The sequence below is a fragment of the Siccibacter colletis genome (assembly GCF_025914095.1).
GTDB classification, from domain to species: domain Bacteria; phylum Pseudomonadota; class Gammaproteobacteria; order Enterobacterales; family Enterobacteriaceae; genus Siccibacter; species Siccibacter colletis.
On sequence record NZ_CP074352.1, the window covers coordinates 1,600,504 to 1,624,788 of the forward strand.

Annotated in this window: 25 protein-coding genes; 11 read left to right on the plus strand and 14 right to left on the minus strand. The window is 58.2% G+C overall.

Annotated features, from left to right (window positions below):
• Position 1: 1 nt before the first annotated feature.
• From KFZ77_RS07635 to KFZ77_RS07650, 4 genes are read right to left on the minus strand one after another with little or no spacing between them, the layout of a single operon-like run.
• Positions 2 to 1,396, minus strand: a complete 1,395-nt coding sequence (locus tag KFZ77_RS07635; protein WP_264385888.1) for a DUF3131 domain-containing protein — start codon at positions 1,394 to 1,396, stop codon at positions 2 to 4.
• Complete coding sequence (locus tag KFZ77_RS07640; protein ID WP_264385889.1) at positions 1,381 to 2,931, minus strand: DUF3131 domain-containing protein; 1,551 nt, start codon at positions 2,929 to 2,931, stop codon at positions 1,381 to 1,383. The genes KFZ77_RS07635 and KFZ77_RS07640 overlap by 16 nt, the downstream gene beginning before the upstream one ends.
• Positions 2,928 to 4,295 (minus strand): DUF3131 domain-containing protein, encoded by a 1,368-nt coding sequence (locus KFZ77_RS07645; RefSeq protein ID WP_264385890.1) that lies wholly within the window; start codon positions 4,293 to 4,295, stop codon positions 2,928 to 2,930. Before KFZ77_RS07645 ends, KFZ77_RS07640 begins: the two co-directional genes overlap by 4 nt.
• Positions 4,292 to 6,115, minus strand: coding sequence for a glycosyltransferase family 2 protein (locus tag KFZ77_RS07650; protein ID WP_031519887.1), 1,824 nt, complete (start codon positions 6,113 to 6,115; stop codon positions 4,292 to 4,294). The genes KFZ77_RS07645 and KFZ77_RS07650 overlap by 4 nt, the downstream gene beginning before the upstream one ends.
• Before the next feature lie 318 nt (positions 6,116 to 6,433).
• On the opposite strand from KFZ77_RS07650, the gene opgC reads away from it, so the two are divergent.
• From opgC to KFZ77_RS07675, 5 genes are read left to right on the plus strand one after another with little or no spacing between them, the layout of a single operon-like run.
• Positions 6,434 to 7,654: an OpgC domain-containing protein gene (gene opgC, locus KFZ77_RS07655; RefSeq protein ID WP_264385891.1), complete on the plus strand. Its 1,221-nt coding sequence runs from the start codon at positions 6,434 to 6,436 to the stop codon at positions 7,652 to 7,654.
• A 12-nt stretch (positions 7,655 to 7,666) separates the two neighbouring features.
• Positions 7,667 to 8,581, plus strand: coding sequence for a hypothetical protein (locus tag KFZ77_RS07660; RefSeq protein ID WP_264385892.1), 915 nt, complete (start codon positions 7,667 to 7,669; stop codon positions 8,579 to 8,581).
• A 10-nt stretch (positions 8,582 to 8,591) separates the two neighbouring features.
• Entirely contained in the window at positions 8,592 to 9,815 is a 1,224-nt protein-coding gene (locus tag KFZ77_RS07665; RefSeq protein ID WP_264385893.1) for a PP2C family protein-serine/threonine phosphatase, read from the plus strand.
• Complete coding sequence (locus tag KFZ77_RS07670; RefSeq protein WP_031519879.1) at positions 9,805 to 10,149, plus strand: STAS domain-containing protein; 345 nt, start codon at positions 9,805 to 9,807, stop codon at positions 10,147 to 10,149. The genes KFZ77_RS07665 and KFZ77_RS07670 overlap by 11 nt, the downstream gene beginning before the upstream one ends.
• Positions 10,150 to 10,152: 3 nt before the next feature.
• On the plus strand, positions 10,153 to 10,587 hold the full coding sequence (locus KFZ77_RS07675; RefSeq protein ID WP_031519878.1) for an ATP-binding protein: 435 nt from the start codon (positions 10,153 to 10,155) through the stop codon (positions 10,585 to 10,587).
• A gap of 1 nt (position 10,588) precedes the next feature.
• Here KFZ77_RS07675 and KFZ77_RS07680 read toward each other — a convergent pair whose 3' ends face one another.
• Positions 10,589 to 11,755 carry an esterase gene (locus KFZ77_RS07680; protein ID WP_264385894.1) on the minus strand — a complete coding sequence of 389 codons (1,167 nt, stop codon included), beginning with the start codon at positions 11,753 to 11,755 and terminating at the stop codon, positions 10,589 to 10,591.
• Between the two features lie 207 nt (positions 11,756 to 11,962).
• Here KFZ77_RS07680 and KFZ77_RS07685 point away from each other — a divergent pair, with 207 nt between their 5' ends.
• The gene (locus KFZ77_RS07685) at positions 11,963 to 12,298 is read left to right on the plus strand and encodes an FxLYD domain-containing protein (RefSeq protein WP_031519876.1); all 336 of its coding nucleotides are present in this window, start codon (positions 11,963 to 11,965) and stop codon (positions 12,296 to 12,298) included.
• Between the two features lie 4 nt (positions 12,299 to 12,302).
• Here KFZ77_RS07685 and KFZ77_RS07690 read toward each other — a convergent pair whose 3' ends face one another.
• The 3 genes from KFZ77_RS07690 to KFZ77_RS07700 all read right to left on the minus strand — a co-directional run bounded on the left by KFZ77_RS07690 (position 12,303) and on the right by KFZ77_RS07700 (position 14,261).
• Positions 12,303 to 12,698 (minus strand): hypothetical protein, encoded by a 396-nt coding sequence (locus KFZ77_RS07690; RefSeq protein ID WP_264385895.1) that lies wholly within the window; start codon positions 12,696 to 12,698, stop codon positions 12,303 to 12,305.
• Positions 12,699 to 13,106: 408 nt separating this feature from the next.
• The gene (locus KFZ77_RS07695; protein WP_264385896.1) at positions 13,107 to 13,484 is read right to left on the minus strand and encodes a hypothetical protein; all 378 of its coding nucleotides are present in this window, start codon (positions 13,482 to 13,484) and stop codon (positions 13,107 to 13,109) included.
• 252 nt (positions 13,485 to 13,736) lie between these two features.
• On the minus strand, positions 13,737 to 14,261 hold the full coding sequence (locus tag KFZ77_RS07700) for a VOC family protein (RefSeq protein WP_264385897.1): 525 nt from the start codon (positions 14,259 to 14,261) through the stop codon (positions 13,737 to 13,739).
• A 279-nt stretch (positions 14,262 to 14,540) separates the two neighbouring features.
• Between KFZ77_RS07700 and KFZ77_RS07705 the strand changes: the two genes are divergently transcribed.
• Positions 14,541 to 14,768 carry a putative hemolysin gene (locus KFZ77_RS07705; protein WP_031519874.1) on the plus strand — a complete coding sequence of 76 codons (228 nt, stop codon included), beginning with the start codon at positions 14,541 to 14,543 and terminating at the stop codon, positions 14,766 to 14,768.
• Positions 14,769 to 14,841: 73 nt separating this feature from the next.
• Complete coding sequence (locus tag KFZ77_RS07710; protein WP_264385898.1) at positions 14,842 to 15,147, plus strand: hypothetical protein; 306 nt, start codon at positions 14,842 to 14,844, stop codon at positions 15,145 to 15,147.
• A 1-nt stretch (position 15,148) separates the two neighbouring features.
• Here KFZ77_RS07710 and KFZ77_RS07715 read toward each other — a convergent pair whose 3' ends face one another.
• Positions 15,149 to 15,490 (minus strand): DUF488 domain-containing protein, encoded by a 342-nt coding sequence (locus KFZ77_RS07715; RefSeq protein ID WP_264385899.1) that lies wholly within the window; start codon positions 15,488 to 15,490, stop codon positions 15,149 to 15,151.
• A gap of 196 nt (positions 15,491 to 15,686) precedes the next feature.
• Here KFZ77_RS07715 and KFZ77_RS07720 point away from each other — a divergent pair, with 196 nt between their 5' ends.
• Positions 15,687 to 16,394: a CTP synthase C-terminal region-related (seleno)protein gene (locus tag KFZ77_RS07720; protein ID WP_264385900.1), complete on the plus strand. Its 708-nt coding sequence runs from the start codon at positions 15,687 to 15,689 to the stop codon at positions 16,392 to 16,394.
• A gap of 21 nt (positions 16,395 to 16,415) precedes the next feature.
• Here the strand turns inward: KFZ77_RS07720 and KFZ77_RS07725 are convergent, their stop codons facing one another.
• Entirely contained in the window at positions 16,416 to 17,597 is a 1,182-nt protein-coding gene (locus KFZ77_RS07725; RefSeq protein ID WP_319640967.1) for a CynX/NimT family MFS transporter, read from the minus strand.
• A gap of 99 nt (positions 17,598 to 17,696) precedes the next feature.
• Between KFZ77_RS07725 and KFZ77_RS07730 the strand changes: the two genes are divergently transcribed.
• Positions 17,697 to 18,485, plus strand: coding sequence for an AraC family transcriptional regulator (locus KFZ77_RS07730; protein ID WP_264385901.1), 789 nt, complete (start codon positions 17,697 to 17,699; stop codon positions 18,483 to 18,485).
• A gap of 1 nt (position 18,486) precedes the next feature.
• On the opposite strand, the gene KFZ77_RS07735 is transcribed toward KFZ77_RS07730, so the two are convergent.
• From KFZ77_RS07735 to yeaG, 4 genes are all read right to left on the minus strand, one after another.
• Positions 18,487 to 18,933: a DUF441 domain-containing protein gene (locus tag KFZ77_RS07735; protein WP_031519861.1), complete on the minus strand. Its 447-nt coding sequence runs from the start codon at positions 18,931 to 18,933 to the stop codon at positions 18,487 to 18,489.
• Positions 18,934 to 19,134: 201 nt separating this feature from the next.
• The gene (locus KFZ77_RS07740) at positions 19,135 to 19,632 is read right to left on the minus strand and encodes a YbaK/prolyl-tRNA synthetase associated domain-containing protein (protein WP_264385902.1); all 498 of its coding nucleotides are present in this window, start codon (positions 19,630 to 19,632) and stop codon (positions 19,135 to 19,137) included.
• 170 nt (positions 19,633 to 19,802) lie between these two features.
• The gene (locus KFZ77_RS07745; RefSeq protein ID WP_031519857.1) at positions 19,803 to 21,089 is read right to left on the minus strand and encodes a YeaH/YhbH family protein; all 1,287 of its coding nucleotides are present in this window, start codon (positions 21,087 to 21,089) and stop codon (positions 19,803 to 19,805) included.
• Positions 21,090 to 21,167: 78 nt separating this feature from the next.
• A complete protein-coding gene (gene yeaG, locus KFZ77_RS07750; RefSeq protein ID WP_031519856.1) occupies positions 21,168 to 23,102 on the minus strand; it encodes a protein kinase YeaG in 1,935 nt (644 codons plus the stop codon).
• Between the two features lie 422 nt (positions 23,103 to 23,524).
• Here yeaG and KFZ77_RS07755 point away from each other — a divergent pair, with 422 nt between their 5' ends.
• Positions 23,525 to 24,271 carry a MipA/OmpV family protein gene (locus KFZ77_RS07755; RefSeq protein ID WP_264385903.1) on the plus strand — a complete coding sequence of 249 codons (747 nt, stop codon included), beginning with the start codon at positions 23,525 to 23,527 and terminating at the stop codon, positions 24,269 to 24,271.
• Positions 24,272 to 24,285: the final 14 nt, after the last annotated feature.

Here is a 24,285-nt window from a genome sequence, read left to right on the forward strand (position 1 = left end):
GTCAGCGGGCGGCGACCGGCACGGGGTCCGGCAGACAGCGTTGCAGTGCGGGCGAGAACGGGTCCGCGATTTGTCGGGCAAAATAGCCCGGCCGGCGTGGCGTTTGCTCGCCGAGTAGCGGGCCGTAGTTGGCTTTATAGAACAGCGCCTCCAGCACCATCGCGTTGGTAGAGAGCGTGATGGCCCGGTTGTAGTCGCCGGTGCTTTCAACCCGGCCTTCATACCAGCCGCGTTCGCGATCCTGCTGCAGCCGCGTCATCTTCATCAGCGCATCGGTAAAGGGCGTATCCCACAGCACCCACAGGCCAAACACCGCCCGGGTCGATACCTGGGCGAGGCGCGGATAGTATTTCCCGTCATCGCCGAGGGTGTTCCAGGCATAGCCATTGGCGAAGATGGTGTCGTTAACATGCCAGGGGGCTTCAGCAAGGTTAAAGTCGCTGCGCGCGGTCAGCACCTTATCCTGCTGCCAGCGCATCTCCTGCACGCGATATACATCGCTGGCGCGGTGACGCAGGGTGCGCACGGTATCGCGGCTGGCACCCGGCAATTCCCAGCCGTACTCCATGCCGCTCAGCACCGAGGGCAGGGTGGTAATGGCGGAGGGCGTCCAGGTGGTGCGCGGATCGCGGGCATCCACGTCCAGCGAGAGATTGTAGATGATGACCGGTTGTGCGGGAGGGGCCAGCGACAGCTGGTTAGCGAAACCCCACTCGCCAAAGCCGGCGGCGCTGTATTCGCTGTCGCCGAGCCGGCCCTCGGGGCGCGTGATCATCTGCTGGTTCTGCTGCATCTGGCCGGCAAAAAGCTGCCCCTGTTTATCGACGATGCGGCAAAAATTCCAGCGTAGCGGAATGCGCTCCAGATACTCGGCGTACTCCGGATGCCAGGCCGCCACCAGCCGCAGCCCTACCATCAGGCGCGCGATCTCCCGCGACGACCAGCCCAGTACGCGCGGCTTATTGCTGTAGTCGATCATCGCCCCGCTCTGGGTGTTGTAGAGCAGGTTTGGCAGGCTGTCGCTGGTGAGCATCAGGCGGTTCAGGGTACCGAGCAGCCGGGTAATGCGCTGGTCAAAGGTGACGTCGTCCACCAGACCAAGCTGGCGGGCGGCGGTGAGGGCAATCAGCGTGTCACCCAGTTGCCAGACGCTGACCACCGGACGCTTGTCGCTACCGTTGACCAGCCCGTTGTGCGGCTGGGTGTTATTTTCAAAGTAGCGCCAGGCAACACGCGCCCAGCGCTGCTCCTCCGGAGTGAGTGCCCCGACGCGAGCGGTGGTGTGCCAGCCGCCGTTAACCAGCCAGCGCCAGCCCGCTCCGTCCTGGCGCAGCAGCAGCCACGCGGCAACAGCGAGGATCGCAACCAGCAGCAGCCGGATTACTGTTTTAAGCATGTCGCGGCTACCGGAGGCAGTTTCACAGGGGCATTGCTGTCGCAGCGCGTGCATTTGCAGGCAGCGCAGGCGGGTGCGGTGCGTAACGCGGTGCCGGTCTGCTCACACCAGTTTTTTATACCCGGCGTCGGCTCCAGGAACGGGCGGTTGCGGCGACCGTTGTTCTCTTCAAAGGTATCCACCAGCCGCTTCTCCCACATCGACGGCGCAAAGCCTTTCTTGCGCGGATCGTTGCTGTTGAACTGCAGCAGCTTGCCCTGTTTTTTAAACAGCAGCGCTTCGAGCATGATGCCGTTGTTGTTGGCGGTGAACTCCTTGATCGGGCCGTCGCCGTTTTCATACAGCCCTTCGTAATAGCCTTTGCCCTGTTCATCGGCATTTTCAATGGCATCAAACAGGCGGTCGGTGTAGGGCGACTCCCACAGCGCCCACATACCGAGCGCCGCCTTGAGCGAGACGGCGGCGACATTGGGCACGTACTGGCCTTTATCGGTAATGGTGTTCCAGTTAAAGCCGTCGCTGTAGACGGTGTCGTACACGAAGTACGGCGCTTTATCGAGCTGGTGCTCGGAGCGCGCCGATAAGATGCCGGTAATGGTGTAGCGATTCTCCTGGGCCTGATAGACGCGGTCAGCAAAGTTTTTCATCCACGGATGGCTGAAGTCTTTGACGTCATCGTCGCGGTCGTCAGCGTTATCCCAGCCCAGCTCCAGGCCGTGCAGCAGATAGGATTCGGTTACTACATAGTTATGCTGCTGGGTCAGACGCGGATCGCGCGAGTCAAACGGCACCAGCACGCAGTAGATCTCTGCCAGCGCGTAAGGCTCAGGGCGGCTGGCCTGGCAGGTGGAAAAGCCCCACAGCTGATAGCCCGCGGCGGCATACTCTTCATAGCCCAGACGACCTTCCTGCACGTACTGCACGTTTTTCTGTCCGTCCACGTAGGCCCCGGTGAGGGTGCCGCAGTCGTCTACCACGTGGGTGAAATCCCAGCCCAGCACCACGTTATCAATGCTGTTGCTGTATTCCGGGTAACGCTCCTTAATGATCTTCAGCCACACCATCATGCGACCAATATCGATGGCGGAAAAACCGATCTCACCGGGTTTGTTCAGGTAGTTCACCTTCTGCCCGGTGATGGTGTTGTAGGCCTTGTTGGGCACCTGATTCTGGAACAGCGAGAGCTTGTTCAGCGTCGCCATAATCTGCAGCATGCGGCGGTCAAACTCGGCCTTATCGATTATTCCCAGTTCGCGGGCGGCTGTCATAGCAGCCAGATAGGAGGCGCTGTCCCACATGGTGGTAGAGGGATATTTGTTTACCGCGTTCACCAGCCCGGTGGTGGGCTGGGTATTGGCGACAAAATATTGCCAGGCGTTCTTCGCCATCGCCATTTCACGCTCGCTCAGCTCGCCCTGGCGCACCGGGTAGTCTGACGCCGGCAGCGTGGTGGCTGCCTGCGCGCCGGAAAGGGTGAACAGCAGCGAGATCAGCAGGGCGATTGTCAGCCCTAAGTGTCGCGGTAGGCATCTCATTCTGGTGTCACTCCTTCTTGTGCATTATCGGTGTCTGCCGCGCCCGCTCTTGACAGGCAGCCGAGGCAGAGCAGCTGTCCGCTGGTGATGTAGTTCAGGCTTTCGAGAATGACGGCATTGGTATCCGCTTCGATTTTCGGGTTCACGCTGCCATCGATGTTGTAGCCAGACTTCCAGCCCTGGCCCGGCTCCAGCATCGGCAGCATGTGCTGGCGCATGGCGTTGCTCCAGTTGTTACGGAACAGGGCATACCAGCCAAACGCGCCACGGGTGGACAACAGCGCTCTGGCGGCCGGATTGGTATCGGGTGCTACCGCGTTTTCCGTCGCGGTGCGGGTCAGCGGCGGGCTGTCCGGCTGGCTGGCGGTGTAGTCCGGTGCCTGCTCGGCATAGTCGGTGTTAATGGTGACGCTCTGGTCTTCGTACTGGCTGCGTTTTTGCAGGATCTGCATGATGCGCCAGGCGATCTCGCCGCTGCGCGCGTCAAAGCCCTGCTCCAGACCGGTGAGCACATATGGCAGGGTGACCAGCGACGGCTGTTTGCCCCAGGGCGTGCGCAGCCCCTCGTCTGGCACCATGATGCTGTCGATCTCTATCATCTTCAGGCCGTCCGGCGGCTGAGTCACCGCGAGGCCTGATGCGGTATTGATGGTGCGTAACATGCTGCTGGCATAAAGCCGGTAGCCATAGCTGCTGCGGCTTTCGTCTGCGCGCATTACCCAGCGGGTGACCGGCAGGTTGGTATTTTGCGGCCCGCTTGCGGCAATCAGGTCGTCAAGATGCCATTTGCTCAGTAACTGCTGCACCGCCAGCGCATGCTCCGGGTAGCGCCAGAGCAGGATTTGCAGCGGTATCATCAGCCGCCCCATGTCGATAGCCGAACCAGAATTGTCACTACTGCGCGTCAGCGGTGTCAGGGTTTCGGCGTGGTAATACGTGGCGGGATGGCCGTTCTCCAGCAGCGGCAGGGTGCCTAGTGTCTCCAGCGCGCTGAGGATGCGGTCGTCCAACTCACTGCGGGAAATGATATGCAGCTGATACGCCGAGATGCTGGCCAGCAGATAGCTGCCGGTACTCCACAGGCTGAACCAGGGTTGCGACGCCTCGGCGTTCACCAGGCCATTGGGCTGGGTATTGTTGACAAAATACTGCCACGCCACCCGTGCCCACAGCGCTTCGTCCAGCGTCAGGGCGCGTGTAGCGGGCAGGGCCGGGAAATCTTTGCTCAGCACTATCCCCTCGGCGGTTTCAATCCGCTTTGGCATCTGCTGTTCCACCCACAGCACAATGGCAAAGCCAACCATAAAGCCGATAAGAATAGTCAGGTAGCTGCGTGCGCTGCGGATCCCATGCCGGATACTCATGCGTTTTCCGCCTCCTGCGTTTCAGGCGGCGTCCACATCGCGGCCATGATCATCGGTAACATGGCGGCGATGTTTACCCCGCCCCAGAAAATATTGATCACGTAGCCGGACGGGTCATCCACCTGACCGCGTGCCACCTGAATTCCCCCCCAGATCAGTCCCAACAGGGTCAGCACTACAATGGCGATCTGCGGCTTCACCAGGTACAGGAAGCGCCCGGTCTGGCGCTCCTTCGGGGTAACATCAAATTTGATTTTCTCGCCGCGCAGCACGGTATTGAGCGCGCGCAGGTTGACCGAGAAGAACGAGAGGTAAGAGGCGCGCCCGTCCCAGGCTGAAATCCCCCAGGTGCCGAACATAAATGCCAGTTCGCTGATGATGAAAAACGGCAGGAAGTGCAGATAAAACGGCTCGGAGTAGGCCGACACCGGTGGGATGCCGGTGAACAGGTAAATTAACGGCGAGATGAGGAATACCGCATTCCAGACGCAGGCCAGATAGGACCAGAAGGTGGTAGCGTACATCAGGGTCTGGCCGGGGCTGAGGCGGAAACGACGGCGGCTGAAGACTTTGTCGTGAAACAGAATGTCCAGCGAGCCTGCGGCGTATTTGAAGCGCTGGATCATCCAGGTCAGCAGATCCTGCGGCGAGAGCATTTTCGATTCGATAGTGGGGTGCATCACCGAGCGCCAGCGCCGCTCGCTGTCGCCGTGCAGCACGATGGAGGTGTAAATATCCTCCGAGACGTGGAATTTGTAAGGCGTCAGTTCGGTATCGCTGATGACGTGAGGAAGCATGGCGCGGCTCAGCGCGGCGCGGGTATCCTCATCGCGGATAGTGCCGGTGTAGCGGGCGATCTCCTCTTCCACCGTAAAGACGTAGCCGCGCAGCGCCGCCTGCATTACCGCCTCCCGGCGGTGCACGCTTGCCGCGCCGCAGCAGAAGGCCGCGTTGGCCCAGTTACGGCGGCGCAGAATGACATCGTAAAACATCCGCGGGTCGTTGAAGAACGGGTCGCTGCCGATGGTCAGACGGCCAAAAATACCCTCGGTTACGCGCCCGAACAGATAGCCCGGCAGGCCCACTTTGCGCTTCAGCCAGGCGTGAAGCCGCTCGCCTTCGGGGAGATCGAAAAACCACTGCGGGGTCTGCACCCAGGCGACGTCCGGGTCGCGGAAATAGCCCAGCGTATGGGTGAGCAGGGTAGGGAACACCCGCGTATCGGCATCGCAGATAACCAGAAAGTCGCCGTCGGTATGTTCCATGCCGTTGCGGATATTGCCCGCCTTATAGCCGATATTATTGTCGCGGGTGATGTAGTTGACCCCTTCCTCTTCGCACACCGCGCGCATCTCCGGGCGACGACCGTCATCAAGCACGTGAATACGGTAAATAATTTCTGACGGATAGCGCATTTTCAGCGCGTCCTGGATCGAGAGCCGCACCAGCTCCACGTCCTCAGAGTAAGTAGCGATAAACAGATCGACCTTAGGCGGACGCGATTCACCCCGATCCTGCGGGACCAGGCACTGATTAATATCCTCCGGCGGCGGAGGGCATTTCGGGTCTTTCACCTGCCAGATGTTGATGGTGAACAGCAGGGTGCCGATCCAGGCGAGAGTTTCTGCCAACGCCAGCGGCACCGCATACCACAGGGCGTCCATATTCAGCGATTCCATCCAGCGCCAGCGAATATAATTGGCACCCAGGATCAGGCCCGCAACGGCAAGCACCTGCCACAGTCGCATCATCCAGGGCGGCGTACGCAGAGGTTCAGGCGGCTTACGGTGTTCGAATCGTGAGAAATAATACTTTGGCATCCAGCACCCGACTTACAAGAAAGTGATATTCAGCGCCTGACCCACAAGAATATATCCTGTAGCCAAAAAGGCAGGTTACTGAAAACGTTATTATTGAAAATCATAGATGCAAGCATTGCCTTTGCAAGAAATCGGCAGAATAAGCGCTAAATAATTTTATTAAACCGTTGAAAGACGATTTAAAAAACGTTTAAGGGGTGATGATTAATTGTCTCTTTACACTTTGCGCATCTGCACTACATTAATATTAACAAGTCTGATAATTAAGCGAAGCGCGACACAGGGTTTCTGCCAGCGCTCTTTTCTGGAATACGGATTATGGTGGATACGGTTTCGGTGTCGCATCGCCAGTCGGTGCGTGAGAGGGTGCGCAGCTGGCGTTATACCGTGCCTGGACGGCGCGATCTCCGTATCGATATGCTGCGTGGTATCGCACTGGTGATGATGGTCGTAGCGCATACCGAAGTTATGTCGCTATTTAATATATTGACCTGGGAGCGTTTTGGATTAACAACCGGAGCCGAAGGGTTCGTTATTTTATCCGGATTTATGCTTGGTATGTTGAATCGTCAGCGCCTGCAAAAGGAGGTGTTGCTGACGCTATCCTGGAATCTGTGGCGGCGCGCCTTTAAGATATATCAGGTCAATATCGTTATCATTTTAATTATTCTGTTACTGTCTTATCTGCCCTGGATTAATACCTTTGAGGTTTCTCATTTTGTTGACCGCTACTCCGGAACCGCCTGGTCGCTTTTCCCGACCACGCCGCAGATAAAAGAGACCTGGTTTAATATCATTTTATTTTTGCAGATAGGGCCACACCAGACGCAAATACTGGGGCTTTATATTTGTCTGCTGTTAATAAGCCCGGTTTATTTATGGCTTTTACACGCCGGGCGCGTCGCCTGGCTGGTGGTGTTATCCCTTGCAATCTATATCAGTTATCAGCTCTGGCCGGTGCGGCTGACCAATGCAGAGTTTGAGTTCGCTTTCCCGATAATGGCCTGGCAGCTCATCTACGTGCTGGGGATGAGCTGCGGCTGGTACAAAGACGAACTGATGTCGCTGGCGCGCACCCTGCCGGGCAGACTCGTCATTAGCCTGATGGTGCTGTTCGCGCTGGGGATGATGTTCATTGCCCAGAACCATACTAACCCCTTTATGCCGCCCGGCCTGCTGATGCACGTTATCCCGCCGGCGGACTTCAACTGGTTCTATCACATGCTGGCCGCCAAAAACGGCCTCGGCCCGTTCCGGGTGCTGAATGATTTCTGCCTGATCGTGACGGTGTATCTGGTACTGACCCTATGCTGGCATCCGCTGGAGCGGGCGCTGGGCTGGTTCCTGATCCCGCTGGGCCAGCACTCGCTCTACACCTTCATCATTCACGTCTTTGTGGTGCTGGCGGTGAGTCAAATCGTGCATTTCGATCTCTGGCAGCAGGCATGGTTACGCAACACTCTGATACACGCTGTAGCGCTCGGGGTGCTGTGGTGGATGGCAAAAAAAGAGATTGGCGGACGTTTTATTCCCAATTAAGAGGAGCACGACATGTCGCAGGGCGGGTGCGCAACCAGGTTTTCTCCACTACTGCTCGGGGTGCTGTGCAGCGCGTCGCTGCATGCAGAGACGACGGCCCCGACAGAGAGCGACACGGCGGCGGTACAGGGCGAGCCGATTCAGGCGGGGGTATTTACCAGCCGCTGGGGGCGTTTATTCTCCGGCAATGATGATAAGTTTTCCGGTGCGCTCAGCGTCACCAGCGGCCTGAAAGAGCAGCTGTTGACCATCCCTAACGGCTCGGAATCCGCGCAGCAGAAGAGAAAGGTAAACCAGCTGCTTAATCTCAGTTTGCAGTACTCGCCGTACAGCTACTGGTTCGCCAACATCACCAACCGGGTGCCGATCGCCGATGCCAGCCGCTATACCGCTGACTTTCGGTATAGTTTCGGGTATGACGACTGGCACGCTAACACCTTCAGCGCGGTCTACAGCAACTACGGTGATAACCACTTCTTCCCCTCGGGCAACAGCCGCCGCACCTATTTCGAGCAGGGCGCGTTTACCTTCGCCTACAAGTTCTCGCTGCCCAAAGCGGTGGAAGCGCCGCTGCTGATCAACAAAGGGGATTCGATCATCTGTCAGGTCGGGTACAGCTGGGTACCGCGCTACTACTCGCTGAAGGATAACGACATTCGCGCCAACAAAAACGTGGTGCTGGGGGGCTGCGGGTATACCCTCAAACAGCACTTCTTTTTGCGCGCCACCGCGTTCTGGTTCCCGGACGGTAGCCAGCAGCAGCCGTGGAACGGGGACTACAGCTACAGCTTCGGCTATGCGGGCTACACCCCCGGATCGTTCTCCATTCAGTACAGCAACTACAGCGGCACGCGTTTTCCCGGCAACGGCGGCAATGCGCGCTTCCGGGAAGGGACCATCAGCCTGATCTGGTTTTTACCGATCTGAGGAGTCGCGTATGGATAACGAACAGACCGTGCTGGTGGTGGATGATGCGCCGGTATGGCGTCGGCTGCTGACCGGGTTGCTGACCCAGTGGGGCTATTGCGTCTATGAGGCGGAGGATGGCGAAGCGGCGCTGGCGCTGCTGGCAGCGCACCCGATAAATCTGGTACTCAGCGACTGGGAGATGCCGGTGATGGATGGCGTGACGCTGTGCCGGGCGATCCGCGAACGGTTCCAGGACCGTTACATCTATCTCGTCCTGCTGACGGCTCGCGACAGCGTGGACGATCTGCGCGTCGGGTTCGCCGCCGGGGCGGACGATTTTCTGCGCAAGCCGGTGAATCAGATTGAGCTTCAGGCGCGGCTGCACGCCGGGGCGCGTATTTTACAGCTGGAGATGACGCTGGCGACGCGCAATGCCCGCCTGACCGATGCCCTGAAGCAGATCGAACTCGATTTACAGGCGGCTGCCCGTCTGCAAAGCAGCATTCTGCCGCCCCACGCGTTGCGCCACGGCAGCTGGGAAGCCGACTGGCTGTTTTTGCCGTCCGCCTGGGTTTCCGGCGACGTGTTTAATTTCTTTCCCCTCGACGATCGCACGGTGGCGTTTTACAGCGTGGACGTCTCCGGGCACGGCGTGAGTGCGGCAATGATGTCGGTGGCGGTGGCGCGTCAGTTCACTCACGGTCGCACCGTGGAACGCTTTCTGTTTGACGGTGAGAACGCCCGCGCGCCCAGCGAGGTAGTCCACATCCTCAATCAGCGTTTCTGTGCTGAAAGCGATGACGTGCTGAGCTACTTCACCCTCGTTTACGGCGTTATCGCGTGTGACACCGGTGCGGGCGTGCTGTGCCAGGCCGGGCATCCGACCCCGTTTATTGTGGCGCGCGACGGCGCGCTGCGCGATGTCGGTCTCGGCGGCCCGCCGGTGGGATTGTTTAATGATTTAAGCTGGGAGGATACGGCCTTCCGGCTGGCGGCGGGCGAGCGGCTGTGTCTTTACAGCGACGGTATCGCCGAGTGCGAAAGCGCGAGCGGGGAGATGTTTGGCGGTGAGCGGCTGAGGGCGTTTATGGCTGAGCAGACCGACCAGCCGCTGCCGGTGCTGTTTTCCCGCTTCGCCCGACAGCTCGATGCCTGGCAGGCCAGCGAAGCAGTCGACAACGTGGTAGCGGATGATATTTCGCTGCTGGTGATCCAGCGTACACAGGAAAGCGAGGACAACAATGAAGATTGAGACTGAAAACGTCGAGGGCATTACGGTCGTCACGCCGCTGGCGCGTCGGCTGGACGCCTCGGTAGCCCTGGCCTTTAAAACCGAGGTGCTGGAGATTATTCAGCGCGGTGATCCGCGACTGGTGCTCGATTTCTCACGGGTCGATTTTATTGACAGCAGCTGCCTCGGGGCGCTGATCTCGCTGTTGAAGGCCACCAGCGGGAAAGGTGACCTGGTGCTGAGCGATCTCAACAGCAACATCCGCACCATGTTTACCCTGACGCGTATGGACCGCGTGTTTACGCTGTTTCCTGCCCGTCAGGATGCCATCCAGACCCTGCAAGCAAAAGGCTGAGCCATGACGCAAACCGAACATGCGCGGCGCATCACGCTGCCGTCGGGGCTCAACAGCCTTACCACCTTAGGGGTTGCGCTCCGGGAGTATCTGGCACCGCTGGGGGTGGGGGAGAGCTGGATCTATCCGCTCGATCTGGCGCTGTGCGAAGCAGCCACCAATATTATTCTTCACGGCTACGCGGATCGCCCGGAAGCCAGCTTTGAGGCGGTATTCAGCCGCGACGGCGACGCCGTGTCGGTAACCCTGGTGGATAGCGGTATTCCCATTCCCGGCGATAAAATCCCGCCGCCGGATCTGGATGATGCCCTGACGCTGGATCAGGTGATGACCGGCGGGCGCGGGCTGTATCTCATCTACCGCTGCGTGGACGAGGTACGCTACTGGCAGAGCGACCAGGGGAACCACCTGATGCTGACCCGGCGGCTCCCCGGCTGAGTCAGCGGAACAGTTTCTGTACGAAGTCGATATACGCTGGCCGCCAGACGTCCATTTCATGCCCGAGATCGGGATAGGTGTGCCAGTCGTGCTTGATGCCTTTTTTATCGAGCTGCGCTTTCAGGCCAATCATATCGCGACCGGTGACGATGTCTTTATCGCCGGTTACCAGCGTAAAGTTGCGCAGCTGATTATTGATGCTTTTTGGCTTATCCAGCCGCGCGCTGACGCGAAAATCGGGCACCGACTCCGTGGTTACGCCGCTGAAGATGCCGAGCCAGGCAAAGGCGTCGAGATGGCGCATGCCGCTGACCAGCGTCTGATAACCGCCCTGCGACAGCCCGGCCAGCGCCCGTCCTTCGGCTTCATCTTTTACGGCATAGCGCTGCGCGATGAGCGGGATAATATCGGTGGTCAGCTCTTTGTCCGCCGCCAGCGCGTTACGCGGGTAGAAACCCTTACGACGCTCTGCCGGCGGCACGTCTTCCGGGATTATCCCTTCGGCATCGGTTTCGGTATCCGGAATGACCACCAGCATCGGCACGATTTTTCCTTCCGCCAACAGGTTATCCATGATCTGCGGTACGCGCACCTGGGTCAGCGCTGACCAGGCCGAGTCGCCAAAACCATGATAGAAGTAGAGCACCGGCAGCGGCTCGCTGCTTTTTTCTGCACCCGGCGGCACCCAGACGTGAAGCTGACGTTCGCGCTTCAGCGCCGTGGAGCGATAGGTCAGCGTATGGATTTCTCCGTGCGGCACGTTGCATATATCCAGCACGCTGCCGGGCACCAGAATCAGGCTGGTGTTAACCTGGCGCTGGGGTTTGGGCATTCCGCTCCCGGTGTCGGGGGTGCGAAAGCCGTCAACGTTGAAGAAATACTCATACAGATTCGGCTTCATCACCTCGCTGGTTAACGACCAGACGCCGCGGTCGTCTTTGGTCATCGGATGCGAAACGTAGCTCTCTGGCGTGCCACCGGTTACCACCTCCACCGCTTTGGCAGACGGCGCCCAGAGCCGCCAGGTGATGGTGTTATCGCTGTTTACACCAGAGACTATTTCGCGCAGCGCTACGCTTTCTGGCGGTTTAGCGGGCAGGGGAATGGCAATGGCGCTGGTGGTAAACAGGCCCACCAGCAGGGCGAGGCTGGTCAGTTTTCCGGACATACGAACTCCTTTCACATCGGGGTGTAAAAAGTGTGGCACATTCGCTCCGGCGCGCCTTTTTCCGCGGCACTTTTCTGCCGGTGCCGTGAAAAACGTCGCGTTTTAACTGCCATATCCGGTAACGCTTTCACACATTTTCGTGCGCCGGCAGCGCAGCGCGAGCAGGTAGAATGGCTGTTTGAGTGACTTTGAGTGAGAGCAAAGCAGTTGAGCAAAACGTTATTTATCGCCGCTCTGATGGCAGTGAGCATCAGCCCGGCCAGCGCGGCCCCGGCGGGCGTGACCCTGTCTGATTTGCACTTTGGCCGATCGGAGCAGGGAATTCGCGAGATCGAGGGCGTGGTAAAAAACGTCTCGCATCACACCCTGAGACAGGTTTACATCGCGGTGAACCTGCTGAAAAACGGCATGGTGGTGGGATACACCACCGATATCGTCTTCGATCTCAAACCGCATGAGGAGTGGCACATCGCCGCGCCGTGCCATACGCGCATTTTCAAACCCACCCACTTTTCCCTCGACGAACTCTCTGTTGTCGAGTGAGGCTTCAGGAGAGCGCGTCCTGCGCCGGTTTTTCATAGCGCGGCAGGCTAACCACCGGTAGCGTCTGGCTCTCTTCCACGGTGCAGCGGTCGGCGGTGTCTTTACCGGCATAGAACAGGAAATATTTCTCCTTGCGCGGGAAAAAGACCAGGTCGTCGCCGTTGCGGAAGGTGGTGACGCGATACGGCTTGCCGGAGGCGGTTTCATGACGTGACGAGCCGGAGGCAATCTGGAAGTGATCCCCCCATTTCATGGTGGTGAGCTGGTATTTGAACCAGGCGATCATCACCTCGCCACGGGTCGCGCAGGAGAGTTGTACAGCGGTGGCCGCCGAAGCGGAGGAGGGGCAACACAGCGTCAGGCTAAAACAGGCTGCTATAAAGGTAAGTGACAGGCGCATGGGCAGAGCATATCCCGCTAATAAAAAGTAAACCGCAGCGGCAAGTATAGGTTCCCCTGCCGCAAAGCGCACCCCGGTAACATTAACCTTATGTTTCAGCCAGATGGCGTTAGTATCAAATGATAATGAGATTCGCTATCATTTGTCTTGCTAAGATATATCCTAAATGGTACGCTCTTTTTACCCCATACAGAGCTAACGCCACGATGTGTGAGTGCCGGAGATAAGCGCCGGATGGGGTAAGCCCTTCATACTCAGCCCTGGCGCAGCGCCGGGGCTGTTGCATTTCTGGCCCGGCTTCAGCAATTTGCGTTAAGTTGAATTATTATGCCAGCGTATCTCGCTGAAATATGGTTTTTATTAGTGCGCTGCGGTAAATATTGACGTTTTATTGGCGCGTTTTTTTTATTACTGAATTTTTGCTGAAAGGGTTAAACCCGCGTCAATTTTCCCGGCGGGTGTTACAATTATTCCCCCCGCAATAATATCCCTGTTTTTTGTAAGACTGATAACCTGGCAACGGATATTACTTAAGGCTACTTTTTTGCCATGTAACAGAGCCAGTAAGATAAATACGCGCAGGAAAAATTTTTTATTTAATGTACTGGTTAACGAGTACTGATTTGTTTTTTCGCTGGCGTGCTGCCCACTCATCGGATTACCAGACCAGAGGCAGGGCGAGGCCTGGTGCGGCGCGGCATTGACCGGTGTACGACTGAAAAATCCGCTGATGCTGTAATCGATTACAGAGCAATAATACCCTATCATAATAGTATCACTTGTCACTATATTGCCGGCAATCAAATAAACAGTCCGAAAGCGGGGCAGTAATAATTACGCCGATAAAGCAAGCGTGCGATATAGCAAGATGAAAAATTTTCAGGATCGAAAAATAAAGCAGGAAAAAAAGAAGAAGTGTGTCTATATATAATATATCTGCACCGGGGAAGAGCAGAAATAATTAATAAAGGTAGTTCACTCTTAACGGGGCCTGTGATGTCGCAGGCACCCGATTTTTTTATTTGTTTGCCACACAGGCTATGGCTTCCAGCGCTCAAGATCGCTGTGTTGCCGGTAGGGCAGCGGCGACGGCGTGCTGATCAGCTCAATGATGCTCCCCCAGGGCGTTTGCCCGTAACAGAAGCAGTTTCCTTCTCCCTTTTCCGCCGGAAACGTCAGCGGCTGCGGTGCGGTAAACATCTTGCCGCCGGCCTGCTCAAACCGTTTCACCGCCTCGTCGATATCATCCACCTGCACGGCAAAATGTTGCAGGCCATAATCGCAGGGGCGCACCGGCTCACGCTGCTGCGGTCCCTCCATCTGGAACAGCTCCACGCCCGGACCATGTTGCAGCTGCAGCATACGCACCGCTTTCACCACCGTCCCGGGTACCAGGTGCAGCACGCGATCGTTATGCTCGCCCTGGTTGTCTTCGCCTTCAAGCGGCAGCGAGTCGTAGAGCACTTTAGCCCCAAAAGCATCGATAAAGAATCGCGTCGCCGCGTCAATATCCGCAACGGTGATACCGATATGATCCATGCCGCGCACCGGGTTGTGGTTCATGATCCCTCCCTATTTTTTAAACAGATAGCATTGATAAGCCTGGAAGAGCGCAGGCGATCTGTAAAACGGCAGGGGGAATGGCAGGCAAAAAAAAGCCCCGACGTTAAGGGGGCGGGGCAAAGAAAACAGTACGCATTGATTATGGAATGTGTTCTCCAGGTCAGCAGAGAACGCCGCTACTGTAGCGAGCAATCGTGGTGACAAGATGGAGAAATGATGGAGTTGTCTTTTTTCAGGCAGGTGATAACGTGCGCGGCGAACCCGGTACAAGGATGAATGATGAACAGAGCGATATTAGCGTTTGTGGTTATAGCGGCCAGCGTCTCAGGGTGCAGCCAGAGCAGCGCAGCGCAGCGCGCTAACCCGGCGGCGGTGTGGTGCCTGGAGCAGGGCGGAGTACGTATCCCGGTCACCACACCCGATGGCGTGCGCAGCGACTGTAAGCTGCCCGATGGCACACAGGTGGATGAATGGACGCTGTTTCGCCGGGCGCACGGTGCCGGATAACGCATCGGGATATTTACTTTTTGCTCTAAGAATGTTCTGATTTGCGGCGACGTTAATCAGTACGAGTTGAATCATGTATCAGTTAAAGCCGGGCGGCCTTGCAATGATTATTGGCGCCCGTACCGCCGCCGGGCGGATGAATATTGGTAAGTCAGTTGAATTATTTGGTTTGTGCCAGCCGGGCGAGCGTTTTATCAATCCGGTCAACGGCGTAGAAACCCAGCTGCCGCCGGGTAGCGCCCGTGCCCTGTGGCTGGTAACCGGCGACGTGACGGCATTCGATCGTCAGCACGGGTTTGCGTTTGTGCGCGCCGAGTACCTGCTACCGCTCAACAACCAGCACCATAAGCAGGAAGAGGACGCCCTGCAGCGGGTGTGAGTTACTCCGCCGCGAGAAAATCGGCCAGCACCGTCGCGTGGTTGTGCTCTGATTTTGCCGCATAGAGCAGGGTGAGCGTCTGCCGGTGTGCGATCCCCCGTAGCCGCGCCACGTCCTCTGGTTGAGCCTGCAGTTCATCGCGATAGGCCTTGCGAAACGCCGCGACGTCGATGGCGTCGCTGTGGAGCGCTTTGCGCAGTTCGGTTGACGGGGCGAGGGTTTTGCACCACTCGTCATAAGGCAGGTCGCGCTTCGCCACGCCGCGCGGCCAGAGCCGGTCCACCAGCACCCGGTAACCGTCTGCACTGCTCGCAGGCTCATAAACACGTTTACAGCGAATCATTGCGCCTCCTGTTCTGCCGGGCAGCTCTGCCCACCTGTTATTTATCTCATCAATGATATTACCCCGTTTCCCCGGGCGATCGGAAAGGCAAATCCTGCCGGATGCTCCCCCATTTTTGGTCATTGTGCCCGTGGGGTTGACTCTCTATACTGAGGCTCCTTATGTTGTCCCCACTTGCCTGGCATAAGGAATTTCAATGGATCTCACCGACACCTCTTCCCCGTTACGTATTGCGCTGGTTGGCGACTACAATGCCGATGTGCTGGCACATCAGGCCATTCCGCTGGCCATTGATGATGCCGCTGCGGTGCTCGACATCGCCGTGCGCTATGACTGGCTGCACACCACTGCCGTGCAGAGTGATGACGATCTGGCGGACTATGATGCCATCTGGGTTGTTCCGGCCAGCCCGTATCAGCACACCGACGGTGCCCTGCACGCCATCCGCTACGCGCGTGAAACCAGTACGCCATTCCTCGGTACCTGCGGCGGTTTCCAGCATGCGATTATCGAGTATGCCCGCAACGTGATGGGCTGGGATGATGCCGGACATGCTGAAACCGACCGTGAAGGCCGGCTGGTGATTGCCCCGCTGAGCTGTTCGCTGGTGGAAAAAACCGATGGCATCGAACTGCGACCGCATACCCTGATTGCGAAGGCTTACGGTCGGGAAGAGATTGTGGAGGGGTATCACTGCAATTACGGTGTGGCGGTGGAGTTTGCTGCAGCGCTGGAGCAAGAGCCGCTGAAAGTCACCGGCTGGGATGAGCAGGGCGACATCCGCGCCGTGGAACTGACCACCCATCCGTTCTTCGTGGCGACCCTGTTCCAGCATGAACGCGCCGCGCTGGAGGGCCGCCCGGCACCGCTGGTTCAGGCTTTCCTGCACGCCGCCAGCCACTAACGCAGACGGCGCGCTCGCGCCTCAGTCGGACGTGATGACCCGATCGCGTCCGGCAAAACCGCCCGCCACCGCCATTATCATCGCCAGCAGCGCACAGCCCACCAGTGGCAGTGTCCACTCGCCGCTGACATCATGCATTTTCCCCATCACCGGCGGTCCGAACGCTGCCAGCAGATAGCCGACCGACTGCGCCATGCCCGAAAGCGCGGCGGCCTGATGAGCGCTGCTGGCGCGCAGGCCGATAAACGTCAGCCCGAGGATCATGGTCGCCCCGCTACCGAAGCCGTACAGCACCACCCACAGGCTGGCGAACTGAGGCAGCAGCCATAAGCCAAGCGCGCTGATGGCGCAGAACAGTGCGAAAATCACCGCCACCGCCCGCTGATCGCGCAGCCGGCTGAGAAGCAGCGGAATGGCGATCCCCGGCGCGGCGGTGGCAAGCTGCAGCAGGCCATGCAGGGAACCGGCGGCCGTCTCGCTGTAGCCGTGGCTGATGAGAATCGAGGGCAGCCAGCCGATCACCACGTAGTAGATGAGCGAGTTCAGGCCGAGGAACAGCGTTACCTGCCAGGCCAGCGCCGAGCGCCAGATCCCACGATTGTGCAGCGCCCCGGCACCGCTTACGGTGGCGCGGGTGTGGTTTTTCCACTGGGGCAACCAGATAAAAAGCGCCAGCAGCGGGAAGATCATCAGCGACCACAGCGCGCCCTGCCAGCCGGGGCCGCTTTGTGCCACCGGCACCACCAGCGCCGATCCGATGGCGGCTGCCACGCCCATGGTCAGGGAGTAGGCGCCGGTGAGCTTCGCCACCTGGCCGGGAAAATCACGCTTGATCAAACCCGGTAATAACACGTTTCCGAGGGCGATACCGCCGCCGATAATCGCGGTGCCGATAAACAGCAGGGCACTGCCGGAGAGCGAGCGCAGCGCGATACCGACGCAGATCAGGCCAAGCGCGAGGAACAGCGCCCGCTCCATGCCAATACGGCGGGCCACGCCGGGTGCCAGCGGGGAAATCAGAGCAAACGCCAGCAGCGGCAGCGTGGTGAGAATACCGGTCTGGGCCGTGGTGAGCGCCAGGTCGGCGCGGATGGCATCCAGCAGCGGAGCCGCGCCAGTAAAGGTGACGCGCAGGGTGGTGGCTATTGCCAGCAGGCCTGCCAGCAGCAGCAGCGACTGGCGGCGGGTCATCAGAGTGGTCATGAATATCTCTTTCTGTAAACGGAAGCGCAAGGATACGCGTTTTCCCGGCGCATAGAATCAGGATAAAATGCCAGATAATCGCTAAAATCGGACAACATCATGCAGCAGGATTTATGGCTCGACGGCTATGATGCCGACGCCTCCCACGCGCCCGCCGAGGCATTCCGCATCCGCGTGCAGCAGCGTCAGGTCGAGATCCCGTTTCACCACCATCGCAAAGGGCAACTTATTCTGGCGCTGCACGGCGGGGTGACCTGCGAGGTGGAGCACGCCATGTGGATGGTGCCGCCCCAGTATGCCGTGTGGATACCCGGAGATATGCCGCACAGCAACCGCGCCACCGCCAGCGCCCAGCTCTGCTTTCTGTTCATCGAACCCGGTGCGGTGTCGATGCCCGATCGCTGCTGCACGCTGAAGATTGAGCCGCTGGTGCGCGAGCTGATCCTTGCCCTGGCCGCCCGACACCACGAGCCGGCGCAGCACCCGCGCATTACCCGCCTGACCGCGCTGCTGTTCGATGAACTGCCGCGCCAGCCGGAGGAGCAGCTCCAGTTGCCGGTGTCCGGGCATCCAAAGCTGCGGGAGATGGTGAACTATATGGAACATCACTCCGACCAGCCGCGCACTCTGGCGCAGTGGGCGGCGATGCTGGCCATGAGTGAACGCAACCTGGCGCGTTTAATCGTGCGCGAGACCGGAATGAGCTATCGCCGCTGGCGTCAGCAGTTACAGCTTATTCAGGCGCTGCACCTGATGCTCGGCGGGCAGAATGTGCAACAGGCGGCCCAGGCGCTGGGCTACGACTCCACCACGGCGTTTATCACCATGTTTAAAAAGGCCCTCGGGCAAACGCCGGGGCGCTACCTGGATGCGTTGCAGCAGGGGTGAGTCAGGATTTCGCCAGAAACAACGACACCAGCCCGGCGGCGATAAGCGGGCCGACGGGCACACCGCGAAACAGCGCAACGCCTAACACGGTGCCGACCAGCAGCCCGGCGACGATGCCCGGCTGGCTGCTCATCAGCGTCACGCCGCGCCCGCCGAGCCAGGAGACGAATACGCCCACGGCAATAGCGAGCAGCGATTTCCAGCTCAGGAACGACTGAAACAGCGAGGAGGGCGGCAGTGTACCACTGGCAATCGGGGCCATAACGCCGATAGTCAGAATGATGATCCCCACCGTCAGCCCCTGCTTTTCAATCCACGGGAAGAAGTGGTTCAGCGGCGTCACGCGCACGATAATCAGCACCAGAATCGACACCGCCACCGCGGTATTGTGGCTGACAAACCCCAGCGCGGCGAGCGCCAGCAGCACCAGTAACGTCATATCAAACATGGTTGTTCCCTGTTAAAAGCCCGCCGCAGCGGGCGTGTCATCGTGGTGTCACAGTCTGGCGGTAAAGCTGTTCTCATCGTTAATTACTGCCGGAGCACTCGTGAACGATCCGATGCTGTCAGACGTGGTCTGGATGAGCACGATTTTCTGTAGTCTCGCCCTGACGCTGGTCGGGGCGGTACTGCTGCTGGAGCGCCACGGCTAAGCCGCGCGAAACGCCATCAGCTCAGGCCGGGCGATGCGCAGATAGTCTGCGGTGTTCAGCACAATGGATTTTTCCAGCCGACCGGCGTTGAAGGCGATCTCGTCGACGCGCTCAAACAGCAGCGGGTCGGCCACCAGCTTCAGTGAAGGATGAAAGCTGAAGGGCGGAATGGCGCCGAACACGCATCCGGTCAGGCTGTCCACTTCTGGCGGGCTGGCCAGCGAGGCTTTGCTTCCGCCGATACCGGCAGCCAGCGCAGCCAGATCGGCCTGTTTATCGGCAGCGATTATCGCCAGCACGTGCTGTTTTATGCCGTGCCCCTTCACTTTGCACACCAGCGCTTTCGCTCCCTGTTCCAGTGCCGTTCCGCGCAGCGCGGAAACCGCTTCGCACTTGCCCACCGGCTCGTGATCCATCACGCGATACCGCGCCTGCTGCGCTTCCAGCAGGTCGATTAACTGCTGGAAAATATCTGTCCCCGCTACGCTTATCATCTGTTCCCTCTTATCGCTTTGCCTGCTAAGGATGGTCATCATAGCGCGTAACGCGTGAAATACCTGACTGAATTTGCGGGGAAAAACCTCAGGAAACCCGGCCCGGGCGGGCATCGGCAATAAAAAAAGCGGCTCGTGCAACGAGCCGCTCTGGTACAGGAAAAAATGGCCTAGCCGTGGGCCTCCGCCCCCTGCTGTTTGTGGAACAGCTCGCGGAACACCGGGTAGATATCATCCTGATCGCGGATATGCTGCATGGCGAAGTTGTCAAACATTGCCTGCAGATGCTCGTACTCGCGCCACAGCGTCTGATGCGCCCGGCGGGTGATTTCGATATAGCTGTAGTAGCGCACCACCGGCAGGATCTTTTTCGCCAGCAGCTCGTGGCACAGCGGCGAGTCGTCCGCCCAGTTATCCCCGTCCGAGGCCTGGGCGGCGTAAATATTCCACTGCGCCGGGTCGTAGCGTGCTTTCACAACCTCATCCATCAGCTTCAGGGCGCTGGAGACAATGGTGCCGCCGGTCTCCTGGGAGTAGAAGAATTCGTGCTCGTCCACCTCTTTCGCCTGGGTGTGGTGGCGGATATAAACGACTTCCACGTTTTTATATGTCCGGCTCAGGAACAGATAGAGCAGGATGTAGAAACGCTTGGCCATATCTTTGGTGGTCTGATCCATTGACCCAGAGACGTCCATCAGGCAGAACATCACCGCCTGACTCGATGGCTCAGGACGTTTTTCATAATTCTTGTAGCGCAGGTCGAAGGTATCGATAAAGGGCACGCGGGCGATTTTCTCCCGTAGCTCGGCGATCTCCTTGCGCAGCCGCTCCTCTTCCAGCAGCTGCGCCGGTTCGCTTTTCGCTACTTTCTCCAGGTCCTCTTCCAGCGCGCGCAGCTGACGGCGCTTGCCAGCCGACATCGCGGTACGCCGCGCCAGTGAATTCTGCAGCGAGCGCACCACGCTGATATTGGCCGGGACGCCGTTGGACGTGAAGCCAGCGCGATGGGTCTTGTACTCGTTAAGCTGACGGTGCTGGTTTTTCTTCAGATTCGGCAGGGCCAGATCCTCGAACAGCAGATCGAGATACTCGTCCTTGGAAATCTGAAACACGAATTCGTCCTGACCTTCACCGTCGGCGCTGGCCTCGCCCTGGCCGCTGCCGGACCCGCCGCCGCCGCCCTGCGGGCGTTCGATTCGGTCGTTCTGCACGAAGTGGTCGTTGCCAGGATGTACGCGATGGCGCAGGCCGCCGCGTCCCTGATGGAACATCGGTTCGCTGATATCCTCATTGGGAATGGAAACGGATTCGCCGCTCTCCACGTCGGTTACCGAACGTTTATTGATGGCTTCCGAGATCGACTGTTTGATTTGCGATTTATAACGACGCAAAAAGCGCTGGCGATTCACCGTGCTCTTATTTTTGCCGTTAAGACGCCGGTCTATAAACCAGGTCATATGCCCCTCCCGTCTTGTGCTGTCAGCGGCAGGCCGCGGCGATAACCTGCCCGCGACCTGCCGCCATGACCCGACTTATCAGGATGATTTACGCACGCGCAGATACCATTCGCACAGCAGGCGAACCTGCTTGCGGGTATAGCCTTTCTCCATCATGCGATCGACAAAGTCGTCATGTTTCTTCTGCTCATCGGTGGAGGTTTTCGCGTTGAAGGAGATCACCGGCAGCAGCTCCTCGGTGTTTGAGAACATTTTCTTCTCAATCACCGTGCGCAGCTTCTCGTAGCTGGTCCAGTTCGGATTGCGGCCGTTGTGGTTAGCCCGGGCGCGCAGCACGAAGTTGACGATCTCATTACGGAAATCTTTCGGGTTGCTGATCCCGGCTGGCTTTTCGATTTTTTCCAGTTCGGCGTTCAGGGATTCGCGATCGAACAGCTGGCCGGTATCCGGATCGCGGTACTCCTGATCCTGGATCCAGAAATCGGCATAGGTGACGTAGCGATCGAAAATATTCTGGCCGTACTCGGAATAGGATTCGAGGTACGCGGTCTGGATCTCTTTCCCGATAAACTCGGCATATTTCGGGATCAGGTAGCCTTTGAGGAATTCGAGGTAGCGCTCGGCCTGCTCCTGCGGGAACTGCTCGCGCTCGATCTGCTGCTCCAGCACGTAGAACAGATGCACCGGGTTGGCGGCAACTTCGACGTTATCGAAGTTGAACACCCGCGACAGGATCTTAAAGGCAAAGCGCGTGGAGAGGCCGTTCATCCCTTCATCCACCCCGGCGTAGTCCCGGTACTCCTGATAGGACTTGGCTTTCGGATCGGTATCTTTCAGGCTTTCCCCGTCATAGACGCGCATTTTCGAGTAGATGCTGGAGTTTTCCGGCTCTTTCAGACGCGACAAAATCGAGAAGCGCGACAGGGTTTCCAGCGTGCCTGGTGCGCACGGGGCGTGAGACAGCTCGCTGTGATTGAGCAGCTTCTCGTAGATTTTGATCTCTTCCGAAATGCGCAGGCAGTACGGCACCTTAACGATGTACACGCGGTCGAGGAAAGCTTCGTTGTTCTTGTTGTTACGGAAGGTGACCCACTCTGATTCGTTGGAGTGCGCAAGAATGATACCGTTGAACGGCAGGGCGGAGATGCCCTCGGTGCCGTTGTAGTTACCTTCCTGGGTCGCCGTCAGCAGCGGGTGCAGCACTTTAATAGGTGCTTTGAACATCTCAACAAACTCCATGATCCCCTGGTTTGCGCGGCACAGCGCGCCGGAGTAACCATAGGCGTCGGGGTCGTTCTGGGCATGGTGTTCCAGCTTGCGAATATCCACTTTCCCGACCAGGGCTGAAATATCCTGATTGTTTTCATCTCCCGGCTCGGTTTTCGCGATTGCCAGCTGCTGGAGAATGGACGGCCAGACTTTAACCACGCGGAATTTAGTAATATCGCCGCCGAACTCGTGCAGACGCTTCGCCGCCCACGGCGACATAATGGTGCCGAGATAGCGATTGGGGATGCCGTACTCTTTTTCCAGAATCTGGGCATCTTCCTGCGGGTTGAACAGGCACAGCGGGTGATCGTTGACCGGGCTGCGCTCGCCGTTGGCGCTCAGCACGTAAATGGGCACGCGCTGCATCAGGGATTTCAGGCGTTCGGCCAGCGACGATTTACCGCCGCCTACCGGGCCGAGTAAATAGAGGATCTGTTTCTTCTCTTCCAGGCCCTGCGCGGCATGCTTGAGATAGGAGACGATCTGTTCGATGGCCTCTTCCATGCCGTAAAACTCTTCGAAGGCCGGATAGCGCGCCACCACCCGGTTAGAGAAGAGACGTGAAAGCCGCGGCTCCTGCGCTGTATCTACCATCACTGGCTCACCAATGGCCGTTAGTAGCCGCTCTGCCGCATTGGCGTAAGCGCTGCGGTCCTGTCGGCAAACAGTAAGAAATTCCTGCAGTGTGAACTCTTCGTCCTTGGCAGCTTCATAACGCTGACGATAGTGATCGAATATATTCATGGCATGCCGTCCTTTCGTTTTAGCACAGATGTGAGAGCCGTTCATTTAGATAGAGGAGGCTCCTGGAAGACGAATTCTGACTGCAGCAACCCTTATGCCAGGTTAGTGAATAGCAGAGAAATAAAGGCGCTCAGCAATATAGCTTCTCTTAAAATTAAGCGTAGATGGCATTTGTGAAACTTGCATACGCAGCAAAATGAATTTCAATGACATATCAATAACTCATCCAAAATTATTCGCTTTTGTGATTAGCGTCCGCGCCAGAATTCATACAGCCGTCATTCTGGCGTAAGCTTAGCGTCATCAAAACCGGTCAGGCTGACGTGTTATCGGATGTTTCTTTGGGGTAAATAGCTTGGGCTGGTTGTGAAGGGCGGTTACACTTATCGCGCGGATTATTTGATTATAGGAATGAACGGACTGTGACCAATTTCAAAATTCTTGCATTGGGTGCGCTACTTGCCTCATCTGCATCGCTGGTTCAAGCGGAAGACTCCTTCTCATTAGGCGCCGGAGTTGGGGTGCTTGAAAGCCCTTATAAAGATTACGATCGCGACGTCGTGCCGGTTCCGGTCATCAACTACGAAAGCGACAACTTCTGGTTCCGCGGTCTCGGTGCAGGGTATTACCTGTGGAATGACACCGCCGATAAACTCTCCATCATGGCGTACTACTCGCCGCTGCACTTCAAGCCGGGCGACAGCGACGATGAACAGCTCAAGCGTCTCGACAAACGCAAGAGCACCCTGATGGCGGGCCTCTCTTATATCCATAATACCCAGTATGGTTTCCTGCGTACCACGCTGTCCGGCGACACGCTGGATAACAGCAACGGTATTGTCTGGGATCTGGCGTGGCTCTATCGCTACACCAACGGCGGCCTGACCCTGACCCCGGGTATCGGTATCGAGTGGAGCAGCGAAAACCAGAACGACTACTACTACGGCGTATCCCGTAAAGAGTCTAACCGCAGCGGCCTTGACCGCTACCGTGCTGACGACAGCTGGAGCCCGTACCTGGAGCTTTCTGCCGCTTACAGCCTGAACGACGCGTGGAGCGTCTACGGTCTGGCGCGCTACACCCGCCTGGCAGATGAAGTGACCGATAGCCCGATGGTCGATCAGTCCTGGGGCGCGGCAATGTCTGCCGGTGTGACTTACCGTTTCTGAGTAACAGATTTGTG